Genomic DNA, 15,992 nt, shown 5'->3' with positions numbered 1-15,992 from the left:
CAGGCAGGGGCTCAGTTTCGGTACAGTTTTAATCCCACCGCCGAGCCCGGGCCAAAGCCCTGCCAGTACGTGTGGTTCGGGCGGGCGCGGCCATCCGGGTTCATGGCGTAGACGCCGTCAGCGCCATCCTCCACCAGGTCCAGATAGCTGGCCTTGTCGGCATCACCCTTCAGGTGCAGATCCAGAAATGCCGTCACGAAGTGCTGCAGAATATTGTTCATGCGCAGCGTGTCCCACACCGGATCGGTGTAATGGTCGGCACCGCTGCTGTCTTCGCGATCCAGAAACTCGACCGGCAGCGGGATTGGCGCGGCGGCGCTGTGGCCGGCATTCTTGAAGACCAGCATATAACGGTCACTGTTCACCGCCTGATCATAGATAGCCTTGATGCCGTTTTCATAACCCGATGTGGTGTCGGCATCACCGGCGACAAACAGCGTCGGCACACGAATTCCGTTCAGCCCCTCGGCATCCCAGAAACCGGTGTTCATGCCCCAGGGGGCAATCGGTACGCCGGCTTTGATGCGCGGATCCAGGCTGGCGGTGAAATCCGGGTTGGATGCCGCCAGCTCGTTGAGCAGACCGTTGGGCGGCGCGGCAATGAAGCCGACACCGGCGTCGCTGTAGCCCGCGCCCAGGTTGTTGACGGCGCCAAAGCCACCCATGGAATAACCAATCAGGCCGGTGTTGTTGGCATCGACGACGCCGCTAAGGAAGTGATCACTGGTCTCGCTGAAGTCAGCGATGGCTGACAGCACAAAGCGCTGGTCCATGGCGCGGTTGTACAGCGTGCTGTTGATGTTCTGCTGGTCTTCGTAAGTGCTGTCCGTGTGGTCGATGGACGCCACCACGTAACCCTTGCTGGCCAGGTTTTCACCCAGATGGCTGAGCAGATAACGATTGCCGGGATAACCATGAGAGATGATCACCAGCGGAAAGCGGGCATCGCCGCGCAGCGAGTCGGCATCCCGCACGGAGCGCCCGGTCAGGGTGGCGGTAATCTCCGGGTTGCGGGTACGGGTCTGGTATTGTGTTCCTGGACTCTGAGCGCTTGCCAGTTGTGCCGGGTACCAGATTTCCAGCGTCAGGCTGCGATCATATAAAGGGGTGTCTTCGCCATTGCGCATATTGAGCACATCAGGGCGGTTACTGTCGGTGACTTCCACCGTGCGCACGCCGGTATCGAATGCGCCAAAGCTGGCCAGCTCCGGCGCATCCGGGCGGATCAGGTCGATACGGTTGGTCTGTGCATGCAGGGCAGAGCTGAAAACGGTCATAAGCAGGCTGACAATCAGGGTTCTCATAGAAGGATTACCAGTGATGGTTTATACCAGAAATTCGGATTAACGGGTCGTAAATTATCAAACGAATCCGAACAATACCGCAGTGGCGGCAAAGTTTCAGCCTCTTTAATGTGATCTGATGACGCGGCCGTGAATTCTGTCTTCGGCCCGCGGGCGCATTCAAGGCGCGCGTCGCAATCATGTCCGTCACCGCGTTATTACATTGACGTCGGGGGCGAATATGCTGGATATTCAGGGATAGCTCTCTTGGCAACTGACAGATTGGAAAATTTACCGGATTCAACAGGATATTGTTATGAACAAACTGGACGCCCTCAAAAAAATGACCACGGTGGTAGCTGACACGGGTGATTTTGAGGCCATCAGGCGGTTCACCCCGCAGGACGCGACGACCAACCCCTCCCTGCTGCTGAACGCAGCCCGGCAATCACAATACGCCGAGCTGGTGGAGGACGCCATCGCCTTCGGGCAGCGCATGGGCAGTAGCTCTGAGGCGCGCACCGACGCTGCCATGGACAAGCTGGCAGTCAACTTTGGCCAGCGTATCGCGGCTACCGTGCCCGGTTATGTTTCCACCGAAGTCGATGCCGGACTGTCCTTTGATACGGAAGGCACCATCCGCAAAGCCAACAGCCTGCTGGAACTCTATACCCAGGCTGGCGTGGACACCTCTCGCATACTGATCAAAATTGCGGCGACCTGGGAAGGTATTCAGGCCGCGCGCCACCTGGAAAAGGACGGCATCAAGTGCAACCTGACCCTGCTGTTCGGCTTTAACCAGGCGGTTGCCTGTGCCGAAGCCGGTGCGTTTCTGATCTCGCCTTTTGTCGGACGCATTCTGGACTGGTACAAGGCCAGCACGGGCAAGGACTACACGGCAACAGATGATCCTGGCGTATTGTCGGTGCAACGCATTTATCGCTACTACAAGACCCATGGCTACCCCACCATCGTGATGGGGGCGAGTTTCCGTAATACCGGTGAGATAGAAGCACTGGCTGGCTGTGACCGGCTCACCATTTCACCGGCTTTGCTGGAGCAACTGGCGGCCGATGAGGGCGAGTTGCCGCGGGCGCTGACGCCGGATCAGGTGAGTGAGGAAAAACACTTCAGTCTGCCGGAAGCAAATTTCCGCTGGCAGCTGAATGAGGATGCCATGGCCACGGAAAAACTGGCCGAGGGTATCCGCAAGTTCCACGCAGATTACCTGGCTTTACGCGGCGTGCTGGAAACGCGCTAACGCTGTGCTCTGACAACAAATGCTCAGGCAAAAAAACGGCCAGAGCCGGTGTGTCGGGCTCTGGCCGTTCGGGTTGGTCGTCTTGCGCTGATATCTTGTTAACGTGAACCGATTACCCAGCAAGTTTCGCTGCGATGCGTGCCACGTGCTCGCCCTGATGGCGGGCGATGGCCAGTTCGCGCTCGTCAGGCTGACGTGAACCGTCGCCGCCGGCCAGGGTGGTCGCACCGTAGGGTGTACCGCCGCTGACCTGTGAAATATCAAACAACTCTGGTGTCGTGTAACCCAGCGGCACAATTACCATGCCGTGATGGGCCAGCGTGGTCCAGGTGGAGGTAATTGTCATTTCCTGGCCGCCGCCGGTGCCGGTTGAAACAAACACGCTGGCGACTTTGCCTGCCAGTGCGCCTTTAGCCCACAAACCGCCGGTCTGGTCCCAGAAGTTGCGCATCTGCCCGGACATGTTACCGAAGCGGGTAGGTACACCCAGGATAATGGCATCGTAGTCGGCCAACTCTGCCGGACTGGCGATGTCGGCAGCCTGTTCGGTCTTGCCGCCGGCCTCTTTGAAGGCCTCTGTCGGCATGGTTTCCGGCACACGTTTGATGGTAACCTCGGTGCCCTCGACACGAGTCACGCCTTCGGCAACGGCTTGCGCCATGGTTTCAATATGGCCGTACATGGAATGGTAAAGCACTAGTACTCGAGTCATGGATGATTCCTCCTGCTAAAATGACTGATAGCATAATAAGCGAAGAACATCCGATGAATGCCGCAATAATTCGCGTCTAAACATCGATAAATCAGATATTTTGCCGGAAAAGTTCGTTGGCCCGTGGCAATCGGGTTCGGACTCGCATCCGGCAACCTGTAATTGGGATATGGAGAGCAAGCCGCTATGAGAAGACTGTTTTCGTTTCTGGGCCGGATCATCGATGCCGTCCGCGTGGTGTTGGCACGCCTGGTTTTCCTGCTCTTTGTGGGCTTCGTGTTGTTCCTTGTGTTTTCCGGCCCGGAACCGTTGACCGTGCCTGAGGGGTCGGCGCTGGTGTGGGCGCCGTCCGGTGTTATCACCGAGCAACGCACCCAGGCCAATCCCGTCGACCTGTTGCTGGGCCCGGCACTGCCGGCAAACTCCGTGCTACAGGACCTGCAGGACGCGCTGACGCGGGCCAAAACCGACGACCGCATCACGGCACTGGTGCTGGACCTGGAGGACCTGCTTGGCGTCAGCCCGGCCCATCTGGAAATCCTGGGCGACGCGCTGGCGGACTTCAAGGACAGCGGCAAGCTTGTTTATGCCTACGGTGACTACTTTTCTCAGGGCCAGTACGCGCTGGCCTCTTACGCTGACACCATTACCCTGCATCCCATGGGTAGTATCATGATCACCGGCTATGGTGGCAACCAGCTCTTTATTCGCGATCTGCTCGACAGACTCAACATCAACGTCCATGTGTTTCGCGTCGGCGAGTTCAAGTCTGCTGCCGAGCCATTTACCCGGATGGACATGTCTGACGAGGCGCGGGCCGATGCGCAGAATCTGTTGGGCGAACTGTGGTCAGGCTATCTGGCGCGGGTAGCGCCCAACCGTGAGCGCAGCCCGGGCGATCTGCAGAATTATGCTGACGGTTTCCCCGGGTTGCTGGCGGCCGCCGGCGGTGACATGTCGCGTGTCGCGTTCGAACAGGGGCTGGTTGACAATATCGCCGGTGTCGACAGTTTCCGGCGTCAGGTGGCGGCCAGCGTTGGTGTCGAAGACGGCAGCTTCCGGCAGATTCACTTTCAGGACTATCTCGCTGCAACCGATCGTATTCTGCCGCCGCTCAATGAGCAGATCGCAATCATAGTGGCGCAGGGCACCATCATGCCCGGCGAGCAGTCACAGGGGCTGATCGGCGCGGACAATGTGTCCGAACTGGTACGCATGGCGCAGCAGGACGATGCCGTCAAGGCGCTGGTGCTGCGTATCGACTCACCCGGCGGGGCGGCGTTGGCGTCGGAAGAGATTCGCGCCGCGCTGGCGCAATTCCAGCAATCGGGCCGACCTGTCGTGGTGTCCATGGGCAGTACGGCGGCTTCGGGTGGTTACTGGATTGCCGCAACAGCAGACAGGATCCTGGCGTCATCGTCGACCATCACCGGCTCTATCGGTGTGATCGGCATGATTCCCACCTTTGAAGACGCGCTGGACTACCTGGGTATTGGTGTGGATGGCGTCAGCACGACCGAGCTGTCGCGAACAGGCGATCCGTTAAGCGGCATGGATGAGGTGATGAGCACGATTTATCAGAGCACCATTGATGACGCCTATCAGCGCTTTATTCAGCTGGTGTCTGATGGTCGCGACATACCGCTGGCCGAGGTTGATGCGATGGCGCAGGGACGGGTCTGGACCGGCGCCCAGGCGCTGGAACTGGGGCTGATCGATGAGCTCGGCGACCTGGAACAGGCAATTGCCTCGGCAGCCGGGCTGGCCGGCCTGCAAAGCTGGCAGGAAGTTTATGTGGAACGCCCGTTAAGTTTTGGCGAACAGTTGTTGATACAGATGATGGACAATATGGGTGCATCACAGGTTCTCGGCAGTTGGGGCGACAGCATGCGCGGTGCGGCCTCAGTGGGGGGCGCGCTGGACGTGTCACGCGCGTTGGCGGGTCTGCCTGCGCATGAAGTGCGGCGCTGGCAATCCCTGATGAACCTGGTGCTGCCGGAGAACTACCCGGCACAACGGCTGCGCACTCTGATGGTCTGTGACCTGTGCGTTTTGTCTCCGCGCTAGCGGCCAAAACCGTTCTCTACGCCCTGACCGGCTGTCTGCTGGTGCTGGGCGTTATACGTTATTATCCGCTGGCGGCCATGAACCTTTCCGGCCTGCTGGTGGTGGTGCTGGTGCTGTCATGGCTCGCGTTTCAGTATCTGTCGCGGGTCCATCTGATGCGCCGCCACGCGCTTCTGAGTCATGTCACCAGTGAAGGCAGTCGACTGCGACGTCTGTTCTGGGACAGTTTCCTGCAGCGTCTGGTGCTGATTATTGTTGCCCTGGCCAGCGCCGTGATCGCGCTGACCATGACCAGTGAACTCTCGGAACTGGAATGGCTTGTTATTGCTGGCAGTCTGCCGCTGTTTCTGATGTGTTACGGACTCAGCTATCGGTGGTTCGCCGCCGAGCTAACCCCGCAATACCGTCTGCCGGTACTGCTCAGAATAAGTCACCGCAGCACGCTGGCAGTCAGCGCCGTCATACTGATGCTGCTGCAGTTCTACATTGCCGACGTGCCGGACACACGCCATCTGAATCTGGCGACAGTACTGCAGACCGGTTATCAGCGGCAGGCCGGTGAAGCAGTGCTGGCGCCGGTTGGCGTGTTGCTGGGTATCAATGCCGCGCTTAATGATGGCATGTGGCACCTGATGGAGCTGGCGGCCGCCAGTGACACGCTGCTGACGCCGGTCAGGCTGGGTGTGTGGCTTGTCTTTCTGCTGGTCAATGCGCTCAAGCTGGGTGCGATCTGGGTGCTGTTGCTGGGGCTGGTGACACTGGTGGCCGGGCGTCAGGCAAGTGATGCGGCGACGCTGGGCGCAACGCCGTTCAGTCGATATTTCAGTATCGCGATGATCGTGCTGCTGCTGGTTTATCTGCTGTTGACCCAAATCAATATCGGTTCCTATCTGGTACCGCAGCAGGACTCCCGCGCAGGCGCGCAGCCACAGCCACAGCCACTGCCCGGGCCGGTTGATCCATGTGTCAATGTTGATGCCGGCCAGCAGCTTCAGCAACAGCAGGCACTGGCGAATCAGGCGCAACAGGCATTGTCGGTACAACAGCAGGCCATGCTGGACCGCATTAACCGCGACATCGACGTTCGCGTTGAGCGCGCATTTGCTCCGGCTGCTGGCGGCGTCGAACGCTTTCTTGACTGGAACTTCAGTTTGCGCGGCCAGTATACCCAGCTGGCATTCATGGGCCGTTCAGTGGTTGCCGAAAACACCTTTGCCGACTATATCGGTGATCAGATCGACGCCTATGTTGGCAGCGTTGTTGAGCCGGGGCTTGGCGATATAAATGCGGCCGTGGCCAGCGGTTTCAATGAACAGGTGCGGCAGATTTATCGGGTGCAGGATGCGCTGATGACACAGCTGCTGGCAACAGCGGACTGCCTGGCGCTGCCGGCACCGACACTGGCATTGGATGACTACATGGACAAGTCGCTGGTCGGTGCCGGCTCGGGCGCTGGCATCATCGCCGCCCGCGCCAGCATGCGCATGGGCTCGCGAGTGGTAAGTCGCACGGCGAGCAAACGGGTGATCTCCGGAGGCTTTGCCCGTCTGACCGGTCGCCTGGCGACCAGCGCCGCCGCCGGCGGCACCGGCGCGTTGTGTGGTCCACTGGTGTTTATTTGTGCGCCGGTGCTGGCGGCGGCAACCTGGGTGGGAACGGATCTGTTGATCAATGAAGTGGATGAGTCACTCAACCGGGAGCAGATGCGGGCAGACATGATGGCGGTACTGGCCGAAGACGAGGCAGCCATGAAGGCCGCTCTGAAAGATGCCTATACCGGCGCCGCGCAACAAATGTTTGCCGATATCGAGGCCTATCAGCAGCGTCGTTTTAATATCAATCGCGACGCGTTTCCGCCGCAGTAGTGGCAGACAGAACCCGGGCGGCAGTGCTGGCATTCTGTTGCAGGTGCGCCGGATTAATGGTGCCGGCGATGATCGATGTGACACCCGGCCGGGCGAAGATGAAGCGCATGTTTTCAGTGATCGCGTCGGCCGCGTTGTGGTGGCCACTTAAGGCGTGGCCACTGTCAAACGCCTTTTTGATCAGCACGCCTTTTTGCAATTTATGGGCATGATCAATGACTGCCGCTTCCTCTGTGTGACCAGGGTTGTAACTGACCATCACCACATCGCACAGCGTGGCGGCGATCAAGCCACCGGCCAGGGTTTTACCGGATAGCCCGAATGCCCGTATCAGCCCCTGCTCGCGACACCGCATCAGGGTTTCAAAACAATCGCTGTGTTCAATGATCTGCCTGTCATTGCCATCAGAGTGCACCAGCACCAGATCCAGATAGTCGGTCTGCAACCGTTTCAGGCTGCGCTCGATACTGCGGCGGGTGTGGCTGGCGCTGAAATCGAACAACGACTTGCCGTCGACAAACTCTTCGCCGGTCTTGCTGCAGATCACCCAGTCCTGACGACGCTGCATTAGCTGGCCCAGACGCTCTTCACTGTTGCCATAGGCCGGTGCGGTATCAATAAAGTTGATGCCCAGCTCCTGTGCCTGATGCAGCAGTGCACGCACGGCGTCATCATCCGGGATGCTGAATTTATCGGGATACTTGACGCCTTCGCTGCGTCCGAGCTTGACGGTGCCCAGTCCCAGGCAGGAGACGTCAATGCCGGTACTGCCCAGCGGCCGACGAGGCAGTGTCGGCATCAGCGCATTGCCTCCCATGGTGCGGGAGCAATGTCCGGTGTCGGCAACAAATCGTTGAGCACTTTCAGCGTGGGCAGAGAGTCGTCCCGGTCCATCAGCGATTGGGTGTCCAGGATGTCCACCACCGAGTCGCCCAGGTTGGGACACAGGGTCAGCTTGGTCGGCCAGCATACCAGCACCGGGCCGCATGCCTCGACATAGGCATTGTCAGGGCGTTGCTGATCGCTTACTTCGGGTTCGGCGCGATTGATGAAAAAGCTGCTCCAGACCGATTGGCTGAAGTCCATCCAGGGGAACAGCGACTGCAGTTCCTCGCGTGCGAAGGCTTGGTGTTCCTGTTCGCTGCGCTGCATGCCGGATTCCGCGAGTTCGCCGCCCAGATACCAGATCCATTGCCCGCCGTTGTTCTCTTTGCAAGGATGCGCTGTCAGTGTCAGCCGCGGCGTCATGCCCAGGCTGTCACCGATACAATGCACATAAGGGGGTGCGGGGTGGGCGACCTTGACCGTCACCATGTGCAAGGGTCGACGCTGCATTGCCGGCGGAGTCAGGGTGTACGGATGTTCCCAGTCTGCCAGCAACGCCTCATTGCCTTCGCCAGCGCACAAAATCACGCGCGCGGCCTGCAAGGTGACTGCGGAGTCGCCGGTATCCAGTGTCAGCTCGGCGCCGTCATCGCTGCTACTTAGCTGGATATCCCGGCACTGGAACAGGCGGTCACGCCAGGGCGCGGCCAGCGTGCTAATCAGCGAGGGAGTATCCACCACAAAGTCGGTCAACTGATATACCGTACCCGGTACTCTATGCTCGTCGGTGTCCCGGAAAAACGCGGGATACTGCGCCGGTTTCAGGGCGTCGATACGGCCACGCAAGGCCTTGCTGCCAAGAAATGCTTTCAGGCGTGAACGGTAGCTGCCGCTGGACCACATATAATAATGCGATGACAGCACCCGGCAGCCCTGCAGGTCCAGCTCGCCGTCGCCCTGCAGGCAGGCACGCCAGCGCTCGGGCATGTCCGCTATGGCACTGCTGGCCGGGCTCAGGTTGCCATTCAGTGCGTATTTCAGGCCGCCGTGAATGATGCCCTGTGACGCCAGGGTCTGGCCGCCGCCCAGGGCATGCTTTTCCAGCAAAATGGTGTCATAACCGGCCTGATTGAGACGGTTGAGCAACCACAGGCCGGCAATGCCGCCGCCGATGATGGCGATTTGTACCTTGAGATGTGTGCTCATAGCCATTTGCGCTGGGTGCATATTCCTGTAATGATCCTCGTTTTACGGCGTCAATGGTAGCACGCTGGCGCATGACTGCGCATTGACTCGAAGGGAATTCGCGTGAACAGAGCCATCTACAACTTTGTATTTTATTTGCTGCTGCCGATCATTGTGCTGCGGCTGTTGTGGCGTGCGCTGGTGCTGCCGGCGCCGGCCTATGCCAAGCGCTGGGGCGAGCGTCTGGGATTTGTCGAGCTGGCGCGTGCCAATCGCCGTGAGCAACGCTGGATCTGGGTGCATGCGGCCTCGGTCGGTGAATCGGTGGCAATCTCTCCCCTGGTGACGCGCTTGCGTGAGCAACAACCGGATTGGGGCATCGTGGTAACAACGATGACACCGACCGGCTCCGAGCGTATCGAGGAACTGTTTGGCAGCGATGTTTGCCATGTGTACGCGCCTTACGATTACGCCGGCGCTGTGAAACGTTTTCTGAATACTTTCAAGCCGGCTATGGTGATTCTGGTGGAAACCGAGCTGTGGCCAAATCTGGTGCACTACAGTAAAAAAAGCGGCGCCCGCATCATGGTGGCCAACGCGCGGCTGTCGGAAAAATCCTATCGTGGCTACCAGAAATTTTCCGGGCTGGGCAAACCCATGCTGCAAAAGATCGATTGCATTGCGGCGCAGGCCTCAATGGACGCCGAACGTTTTCGTCGTCTGGGCGTGTCGGAGCAGGCACTGCATATCACCGGCAGTATGAAATTCGATGTCAGTCTGCCAGACAATCTGCCGGCGAAGACGGCCGCCATGGCGCAGCGCATAGAAGGCAGCCGGCCGGTCTGGATTGCTGCCAGCACCCGCGATGGTGAAGAAGAGAAGGTGCTGGCTGCGTTCACGCAGATCAAGCGCGATATACCCGCTGCGCTGTTGATTCTGGTGCCACGTCACCCGGAAAGATTTGCGCCGGTGGAACGCCTGTGCCTGAAACAGTCGTTGCGCGTGGTCAGGCGCAGCAGCGAAGAATCGGTTGCTGCGGCGACCGACGTATTTCTGGGCGACAGCATGGGCGAGATGTTGATCTATTATGGCCTGGCACAGCTGGCCTTTGTCGGCGGCAGTCTGGTCGACACCGGGTGTCAGAATGTGCTGGAACCCGCTGCTCTTGGTTTGCCGGTGCTGGTGGGGCCGTCGCAGTTCAATTTCCAGACCATCTGCGAGCAGTTGACAGATGTAGGTGCGCTGCAAACAGTGGCGGATGAAAACGAGCTCGCCCGTGAAGTCGTTCGTCTGCTGCAGGACGATGAGGCGCGCAGCGCGATGGGCGACAAAGGCAAGGCGGCGGTGGCCGCCAACAAGGGCGCGCTGGACCGAATTTATGATCTTGCGGTCCAGTACCTGGCTCTTTAAATGCTTTCTCGCTTAAACGCTTTCTCGCTTAGACGCTCACTCGCTCAGGCGCTTACTCGCGTAATCCCTTTCTGGCTTCCTGCTTTGCCGCTTAACGGCTTCCCGTCACAGCGTTTCGGGTCAGGTTGTCGGCGCCGTCGACGGTGGCCAGCACATTATCCTCAATACGGATGCCACCGAAAGGCATCAACGCTTCAGTCAGTGTCCAGTTAATTGATTTTGCCATCGCCGACTTGCGTGCTGTTTCCAGCAATGCCGGGATAAAATACAACCCTGGTTCGATGGTTACCACGGCGCCGGCGTCCAGCGAACGCGTATTGCGCAAGCCCGGCCATGCGTCGGGAGGCGGGGCGAGCTCGCCGCTGCGGTTGGCAAGCCGGCCGCCGACATCGTGCACCTGCAGACCCAGCAGGTGACCCAGGCCATGCGGAAAATAAACGGTGCTGGTGCCATTGCTCACCAGCGTTTCTGCGTCACCATGGCAGATGCCAGCGTCCACCAGTAACTGTGCGATCGCCAGGTGCGCCTGCCGGTGCAGGTCCGCAAATGACACGCCCGGTTTGACGCTGCCCACCAGGGTTGCCTGCAAAGTCTGCATGCCGTTCAGCAAATCATGGAATACCGGATGCGCATCGTCGGCAGCCCAGGTGCGCGTGATATCGGAGCAGTAGCCGTAGGCGCGGCAGCCGGCATCGATCAGCAACACCTTATTGGCCGGCTGGCTGGCGCGGTCGGCATAACGCCGCTTGTTCTGGTAGTGCAGTATCGCGGCTTTTTCGTTCAGCGCGATGATGTTGGAGTAGGGCAGCTCCTGATCCAGCACCCGACAGGCGGCCAGATAGGCATGATGGATATCATATTCGTCGCCGCCGGCGCGGAACGTTTGCTCCGCGGCGGCGTGGCCAGACAATGCGTGCGCATTGGCTTCGCGCAGGCGGCTGATCTCGTAGTCGGTTTTCACGGCGCGATCGTAGTCCAGCCACGACAGTAAAGACGCCGGGTTGATTGCCGCAGCGGGCACGCCCAGTTCGACTGCCAGCGTCCGGTTTTCGCCCAGAAATACCAGTGAGCTGACCTGCGGCAGCAGCGAAGCCAATTCAGACAGGTTCTCCATGCAGGTGATGTCGACACAGTCCGCCCACCAGCTTTCGGTGGTCAGCGTCTGGTCATGCCAGAAGTCGCGCGGCACCAGAGCCAGCACACGCGGTTTGTGGCCAGGCACAAACAGCACAAACTGATCCGGCCGGTCCAGCGGCGCCCAGCGCAGAAAGTGCCCCCAGGCTTTGAACGGCGGCGCGTGGTCGTCGGCAAAATAGTTGTGACTGCTGCCGCTGTGTACCAGAATGGCGTCGCAATCGGGCATAGTCTGTTGCAGGGCTTCGCCCCAGCTGTGCTCAAGTGCGGTGATATGTTGCTGAAATAGCGTTTGAGTGTTCATGCTGTGGGATAATACGCGAAAATGCGGTTTCACACATCGCCCCGCCGAGGAAATACTGTCCCCTGATGACCTCCGAAGACACACAGCTTCCGCCCCGTCAGCGCAAAATCATCCATTGTGATTGTGACTGCTTTTATGCGGCCATCGAAATGCGCGATGATCCGTCTCTGCGTGGCAAGCCACTGGCGGTGGGTGGTGCCAGTGAGCGCCGGGGTGTGGTGGCCACCTGCAATTATGAGGCGCGGCGCTTTGGTATCCACTCGGCGATGCCAACGGCGACGGCGCTGCGGCGGTGCCCGGACCTGATTGTGGTGCCGCCGCGCATGGACGTGTATCGGGGCGTGTCGCGTCAGGTGCAGCAGATTTTTGCCGACTACACCCCGCTGATCGAACCGCTGTCGCTGGACGAGGCCTTCCTGGATGTCAGTGCGGCAGAGTCATTTCAGGGCAGCGCCACCCTGATTGCGCAGGATATTCGCAATCGTGCGCGGGAGACCCTGGGCATCACCTTGTCTGCCGGTATCGCGCCCAACAAGTTTCTCGCCAAAATTGCCAGCGACTGGGAAAAGCCCGATGGTCAGTTTGTCATCCGGCCGGAACAGATAGACGCATTTGTCTTGCAGTTGCCGGTGAAAAAACTGTTTGGTGTCGGCAAGGTGACGGCTGCCCGCCTGCATGCCATGGGCGTGCAGACCTGCGCCGATCTGCGCGACTTCAGCGAAGAGTCGCTGCTGGCGCAGTTTGGCACCTTTGGCGCGCGGCTGTTTCAGTTATGCCGCGGCATCGACGACCGCGAGGTGAAAGTGGAGCGCCAGCGCAAGTCGCTGAGCGTGGAAAACACGTTTGCCCAGGATCTGGCGGATTTACCGGCCTGCATTGAGCGCCTGTACGAGTTGCATGCACAGATGCTCAAGCGCTGGCAGCCGCTGCAGTCGCGCTATAAAGTGGCGGGCACTTTTGTAAAACTTAAATTCAATAACTTTATTTCCACCACTGCCGAACAGAGTGCCGATTCATGTGAGCTGGATCTGTTTCCGTCGCTGATGGCACTGGCCTGGGCCCGCCACCAGCGCCCGGTGCGGTTGATCGGAGTGGGCGTCAGGCTGGTGCCCAGAGACGAGCGGGCCGCCGATCAACTGGCGCTGCCACTGGAGCTGTGACGCGCATCTGTTGCTCCGGTCAGTCGCGCACCCGCATCAGACCTTCCTGACACACGGAGGCTACCAGCACCCCGTCACGGGTAAAGATGTTGCCGCGATTGAAGCCACGCGCCTGTGATGAAGACGGGCTGTCCTGTGCATACAACAGCCAGTCATCGGTGCGGAACGGGCGATGGAACCACATGGCGTGGTCCAGGCTGGCGATCTGCAACTTGGGGTCGAACAGGCTCTGCCCGTGCGGGCGCAGACTGGTCTGCAGCAAGGTCATGTCCGACGCGTACGCCAGCAGGTGGGCGTGGCGATCGTAGTCAGCCGGCAGCTCACTGTTGACGCGGAACCACACGCTGGTCACCGGCTCTTTCGGGGTATCGTCGAACAGGCTGTTGATATCGACATGACGCAGATCCACGGCGAACTGGCGGGAGAAGCGCTCCAGCAGATCCTCACTGATCTTGCCGCGAAAGCGTTCCGCCATTTCCTTTCGGCTGGCGCATTCCTCCGGAGGTGGCACGTCCGGCATCTGCGCCTGGTGTGACAGGCCCTCTTCCGGAATCTGAAACGACGCAGCCATGTTCAGAATGGCTTTGCCGTGCTGCATGGCCACCACGCGGCGAGTGGTAAAGCTGCGGCCATCGCGGATGCGATCAACATGAAAAATGATCGGCTGATCAAGGTCGCCGGGGCGCAGGAAGTACGCATGCAGGGAATGCACATGGCGATCGTCCGGCACTGTGTGGCTGGCGCTCAACAGCGCCTGCGCCAGCACCTGACCACCGTAAACACGAAACCAGCCTTCGTTCTTGTGTGCGCTGCGGTACAGATTCTCATCGAGCTTCTCCAGCTCAAGATGATTAAATAGTTGTTGCAGCTGCTGGTTCTCCAGTGCGTTCGGGGTGACTGCCATGTGCTTTGTTCCCTTCAAGGTAAAACGGGGTCGTGAAACCGGTTGTCGATCTGAAGACACAAGTTTAACAGCTATCCATGCGTTCGCCGAGAGCGAGTGACCGTTCACCGGCAGCCGCTTTACCCCTTCATGCGCCGGGCGTATGATCGATGTTCAGCAAAAATAACAACAACTGATCTCTCACAGGAGACTGATATGCGACACCAGACCCTGACTCTTGCTGCCGTAGTGGCGATCGCTGCGGCCGCCACCTGGATGCAAACCCCGCCCGCAGTAGCGGCAGATGCCAACACCGAAGCGGTCAAACAACAGTTTATCGGCCACTATGAACTGGTCAGCTTTATCCAGTATCCGGCCACTGGCGGCGAAGTGGATGCCAACTACATCGGCCGTATCATGTATGACGAGCACGGCCATATGTCGGCTCAGGGTATGCCCAAAGACCTGCCGGCGCGTGCCGCGCAGACCACCGAACTGGTGCGCGGCGGGTTTGCGTACTGGGGGCCGGTAACCTGGGATGTCGCCAATAACAGAGTTACCCACCATGTTGAAGGCTCTCCGACCCGCGGCAGCTGGGTAGGTGAGGACAATGTGCGCTATTACGAATTTACTGATGATGGCTTGCTGAAGCTGTCGATCCGCGACAACAACGGCCGCACGACAGGTACGTTGACCTGGCGTCGTATCGGCGACTGAGTCGCCGGCCAGCGTGATCGGATACACGAGCGATAAGGCTGAATATGGCAGTACAGACAGTTCTCGCCTGCAATGGCGGCAGTTCCACGCTCAAACTTGCCCGTTTCACGCCCGCCGCAGACGGCACAGGCTGGCAGCAGAGCACCCGCACTCTGGAAGGTGATGCGGCAGCCTTGCTGCGCGATTTTGTCGCTGACCTTGACGCCACGTCGGCCCCTGATGTGATTCTGCATCGCATTGTTCATGCCGGTGGCGTGGGCGAGTGTGCCGAGCGCATTGATACGGATGTCAGGAATCGTATTCGCCACTGGCTGCCGTTGGCGCCACGCCACAATGGTCTGGCCCTGAGCCTGATAGATCATCTGCACGAACATCTTCCCGCGGTGCCGCAATTTGCCATCTACGATGCCGGGCTGTACGCCGATCTGCCCGCCGAGGCTGCAAGTTATGCGTTACCGGCTGAGCTGTCGCCGCGCTGGCCGGTGCGGCGTTACGGTTTTCACGGGCTGGCGCACCGCAGCCAGTGGCGGCAGGTTCAGGCGCTGTCACCACAGCAGACAACAGCGCCCCGACGCGTGATCAGCCTGCAGTTGGGCAGTGGCTGTTCTGTCAGTGCCTGGCTCGACGGCAAAGTGGTAGATACCAGTATGGGCTTTACTCCGCTCGATGGCGTCATGATGGCGCGCCGCAGCGGTGCACTCGACCCGGGCATTGCGTTGCATCTGCTAACGCAGGAAGGTTGGACCGCCACCGATCTGGCGGGCCTGCTGCAGGAACGAGCCGGGCTGGCCGCAATGGCAGGGCACGATGGTGATTTGCGGGCGATCGTGGTCGACGCTGACGCCCGGGGTGAACAGTCAGCAGCCGCTGTGGCGATCCGTCAGTACTGCTATCAGTTGCGCAAAACCATCGGCAGTTACATCGCGGTGCTGGGTGGTGTTGATGCCATCAGCTTCGGTGGCGGCGTCGGCGAAAACCAGCCACGGATACGGGCGGGGGCGCTGCAGGGTCTGGAAGGGCTGGGCATCGAACTTGACTGTCTTCGCAACCAGGGCGGCAACAGCCAATCGGCAACGGCTGCCCGGTTGCACAGTGATAACAGCACAACCGCTATCTATTTGACACCTGTCAATGAAATGCGTGAGATGCTGAGGCAGTATGAAGCGCATTAGCAGCAGTGCGCGAG

13 protein-coding genes are annotated in these 15,992 nt (G+C 59.7%); 7 read left to right on the top strand and 6 right to left on the bottom strand.

Going from position 1 to position 15,992, the window contains the following annotated elements; genetic code table 11:
- Nucleotides 1–11 precede the first annotated feature (11 nt).
- Nucleotides 12–1,304 carry an alpha/beta hydrolase family protein gene (locus tag ENH71_RS02425; protein ID WP_294136690.1) on the bottom strand — a complete coding sequence of 431 codons (1,293 nt, stop codon included), beginning with the start codon at nt 1,302–1,304 and terminating at the stop codon, nt 12–14.
- Nucleotides 1,305–1,599: 295 nt separating this feature from the next.
- Here ENH71_RS02425 and tal point away from each other — a divergent pair, with 295 nt between their 5' ends.
- A complete protein-coding gene (gene tal, locus ENH71_RS02420) occupies nt 1,600–2,544 on the top strand; it encodes a transaldolase (RefSeq protein ID WP_294136692.1) in 945 nt (314 codons plus the stop codon).
- A 112-nt stretch (nt 2,545–2,656) separates the two neighbouring features.
- On the opposite strand, the gene wrbA is transcribed toward tal, so the two are convergent.
- Nucleotides 2,657–3,256 (bottom strand): NAD(P)H:quinone oxidoreductase, encoded by a 600-nt coding sequence (gene wrbA / locus ENH71_RS02415; protein WP_294136694.1) that lies wholly within the window; start codon nt 3,254–3,256, stop codon nt 2,657–2,659.
- 186 nt (nt 3,257–3,442) lie between these two features.
- Between wrbA and sppA the strand changes: the two genes are divergently transcribed.
- Entirely contained in the window at nt 3,443–5,323 is a 1,881-nt protein-coding gene (gene sppA / locus ENH71_RS02410) for a signal peptide peptidase SppA (RefSeq protein ID WP_294136696.1), read from the top strand.
- Entirely contained in the window at nt 5,302–7,188 is a 1,887-nt protein-coding gene (locus tag ENH71_RS02405; protein ID WP_294136698.1) for a hypothetical protein, read from the top strand. Before sppA ends, ENH71_RS02405 begins: the two co-directional genes overlap by 22 nt.
- Here ENH71_RS02405 and ENH71_RS02400 read toward each other — a convergent pair.
- Together ENH71_RS02400 and ENH71_RS02395 are read right to left on the bottom strand one after the other, a co-directional pair.
- Nucleotides 7,160–7,987 carry an aldo/keto reductase gene (locus ENH71_RS02400; protein ID WP_294136700.1) on the bottom strand — a complete coding sequence of 276 codons (828 nt, stop codon included), beginning with the start codon at nt 7,985–7,987 and terminating at the stop codon, nt 7,160–7,162. The two genes, ENH71_RS02405 and ENH71_RS02400, sit on opposite strands and share 29 nt — an antisense overlap.
- A complete protein-coding gene (locus ENH71_RS02395) occupies nt 7,987–9,219 on the bottom strand; it encodes an FAD-dependent oxidoreductase (RefSeq protein ID WP_294136702.1) in 1,233 nt (410 codons plus the stop codon). Before ENH71_RS02395 ends, ENH71_RS02400 begins: the two co-directional genes overlap by 1 nt.
- Before the next feature lie 102 nt (nt 9,220–9,321).
- Here ENH71_RS02395 and waaA point away from each other — a divergent pair, with 102 nt between their 5' ends.
- Entirely contained in the window at nt 9,322–10,608 is a 1,287-nt protein-coding gene (gene waaA / locus ENH71_RS02390; RefSeq protein ID WP_294136704.1) for a lipid IV(A) 3-deoxy-D-manno-octulosonic acid transferase, read from the top strand.
- Between the two features lie 91 nt (nt 10,609–10,699).
- Here the strand turns inward: waaA and pepQ are convergent, their stop codons facing one another.
- Entirely contained in the window at nt 10,700–12,046 is a 1,347-nt protein-coding gene (gene pepQ, locus ENH71_RS02385) for a Xaa-Pro dipeptidase (protein WP_294136706.1), read from the bottom strand.
- Between the two features lie 65 nt (nt 12,047–12,111).
- Between pepQ and dinB the strand changes: the two genes are divergently transcribed.
- Nucleotides 12,112–13,206: a DNA polymerase IV gene (gene dinB, locus ENH71_RS02380; protein WP_294136708.1), complete on the top strand. Its 1,095-nt coding sequence runs from the start codon at nt 12,112–12,114 to the stop codon at nt 13,204–13,206.
- A gap of 19 nt (nt 13,207–13,225) precedes the next feature.
- Here dinB and tesB read toward each other — a convergent pair whose 3' ends face one another.
- Complete coding sequence (gene tesB, locus ENH71_RS02375; RefSeq protein WP_294136710.1) at nt 13,226–14,110, bottom strand: acyl-CoA thioesterase II; 885 nt, start codon at nt 14,108–14,110, stop codon at nt 13,226–13,228.
- A gap of 195 nt (nt 14,111–14,305) precedes the next feature.
- On the opposite strand from tesB, the gene ENH71_RS02370 reads away from it, so the two are divergent.
- The gene (locus tag ENH71_RS02370) at nt 14,306–14,806 is read left to right on the top strand and encodes a lipocalin-like domain-containing protein (protein ID WP_294136712.1); all 501 of its coding nucleotides are present in this window, start codon (nt 14,306–14,308) and stop codon (nt 14,804–14,806) included.
- 44 nt (nt 14,807–14,850) lie between these two features.
- Entirely contained in the window at nt 14,851–15,978 is a 1,128-nt protein-coding gene (locus tag ENH71_RS02365; RefSeq protein ID WP_294136713.1) for an acetate kinase, read from the top strand.
- Nucleotides 15,979–15,992 lie beyond the last annotated feature (14 nt).

The sequence above is a fragment of the Pseudohongiella sp. genome (assembly GCF_011050365.1).
Taxonomy (GTDB): domain Bacteria; phylum Pseudomonadota; class Gammaproteobacteria; order Pseudomonadales; family Pseudohongiellaceae; genus Pseudohongiella.
Note: the sequence above shows the minus strand (reverse complement) of the source record. Positions and strands in the feature narration are given on the sequence as shown.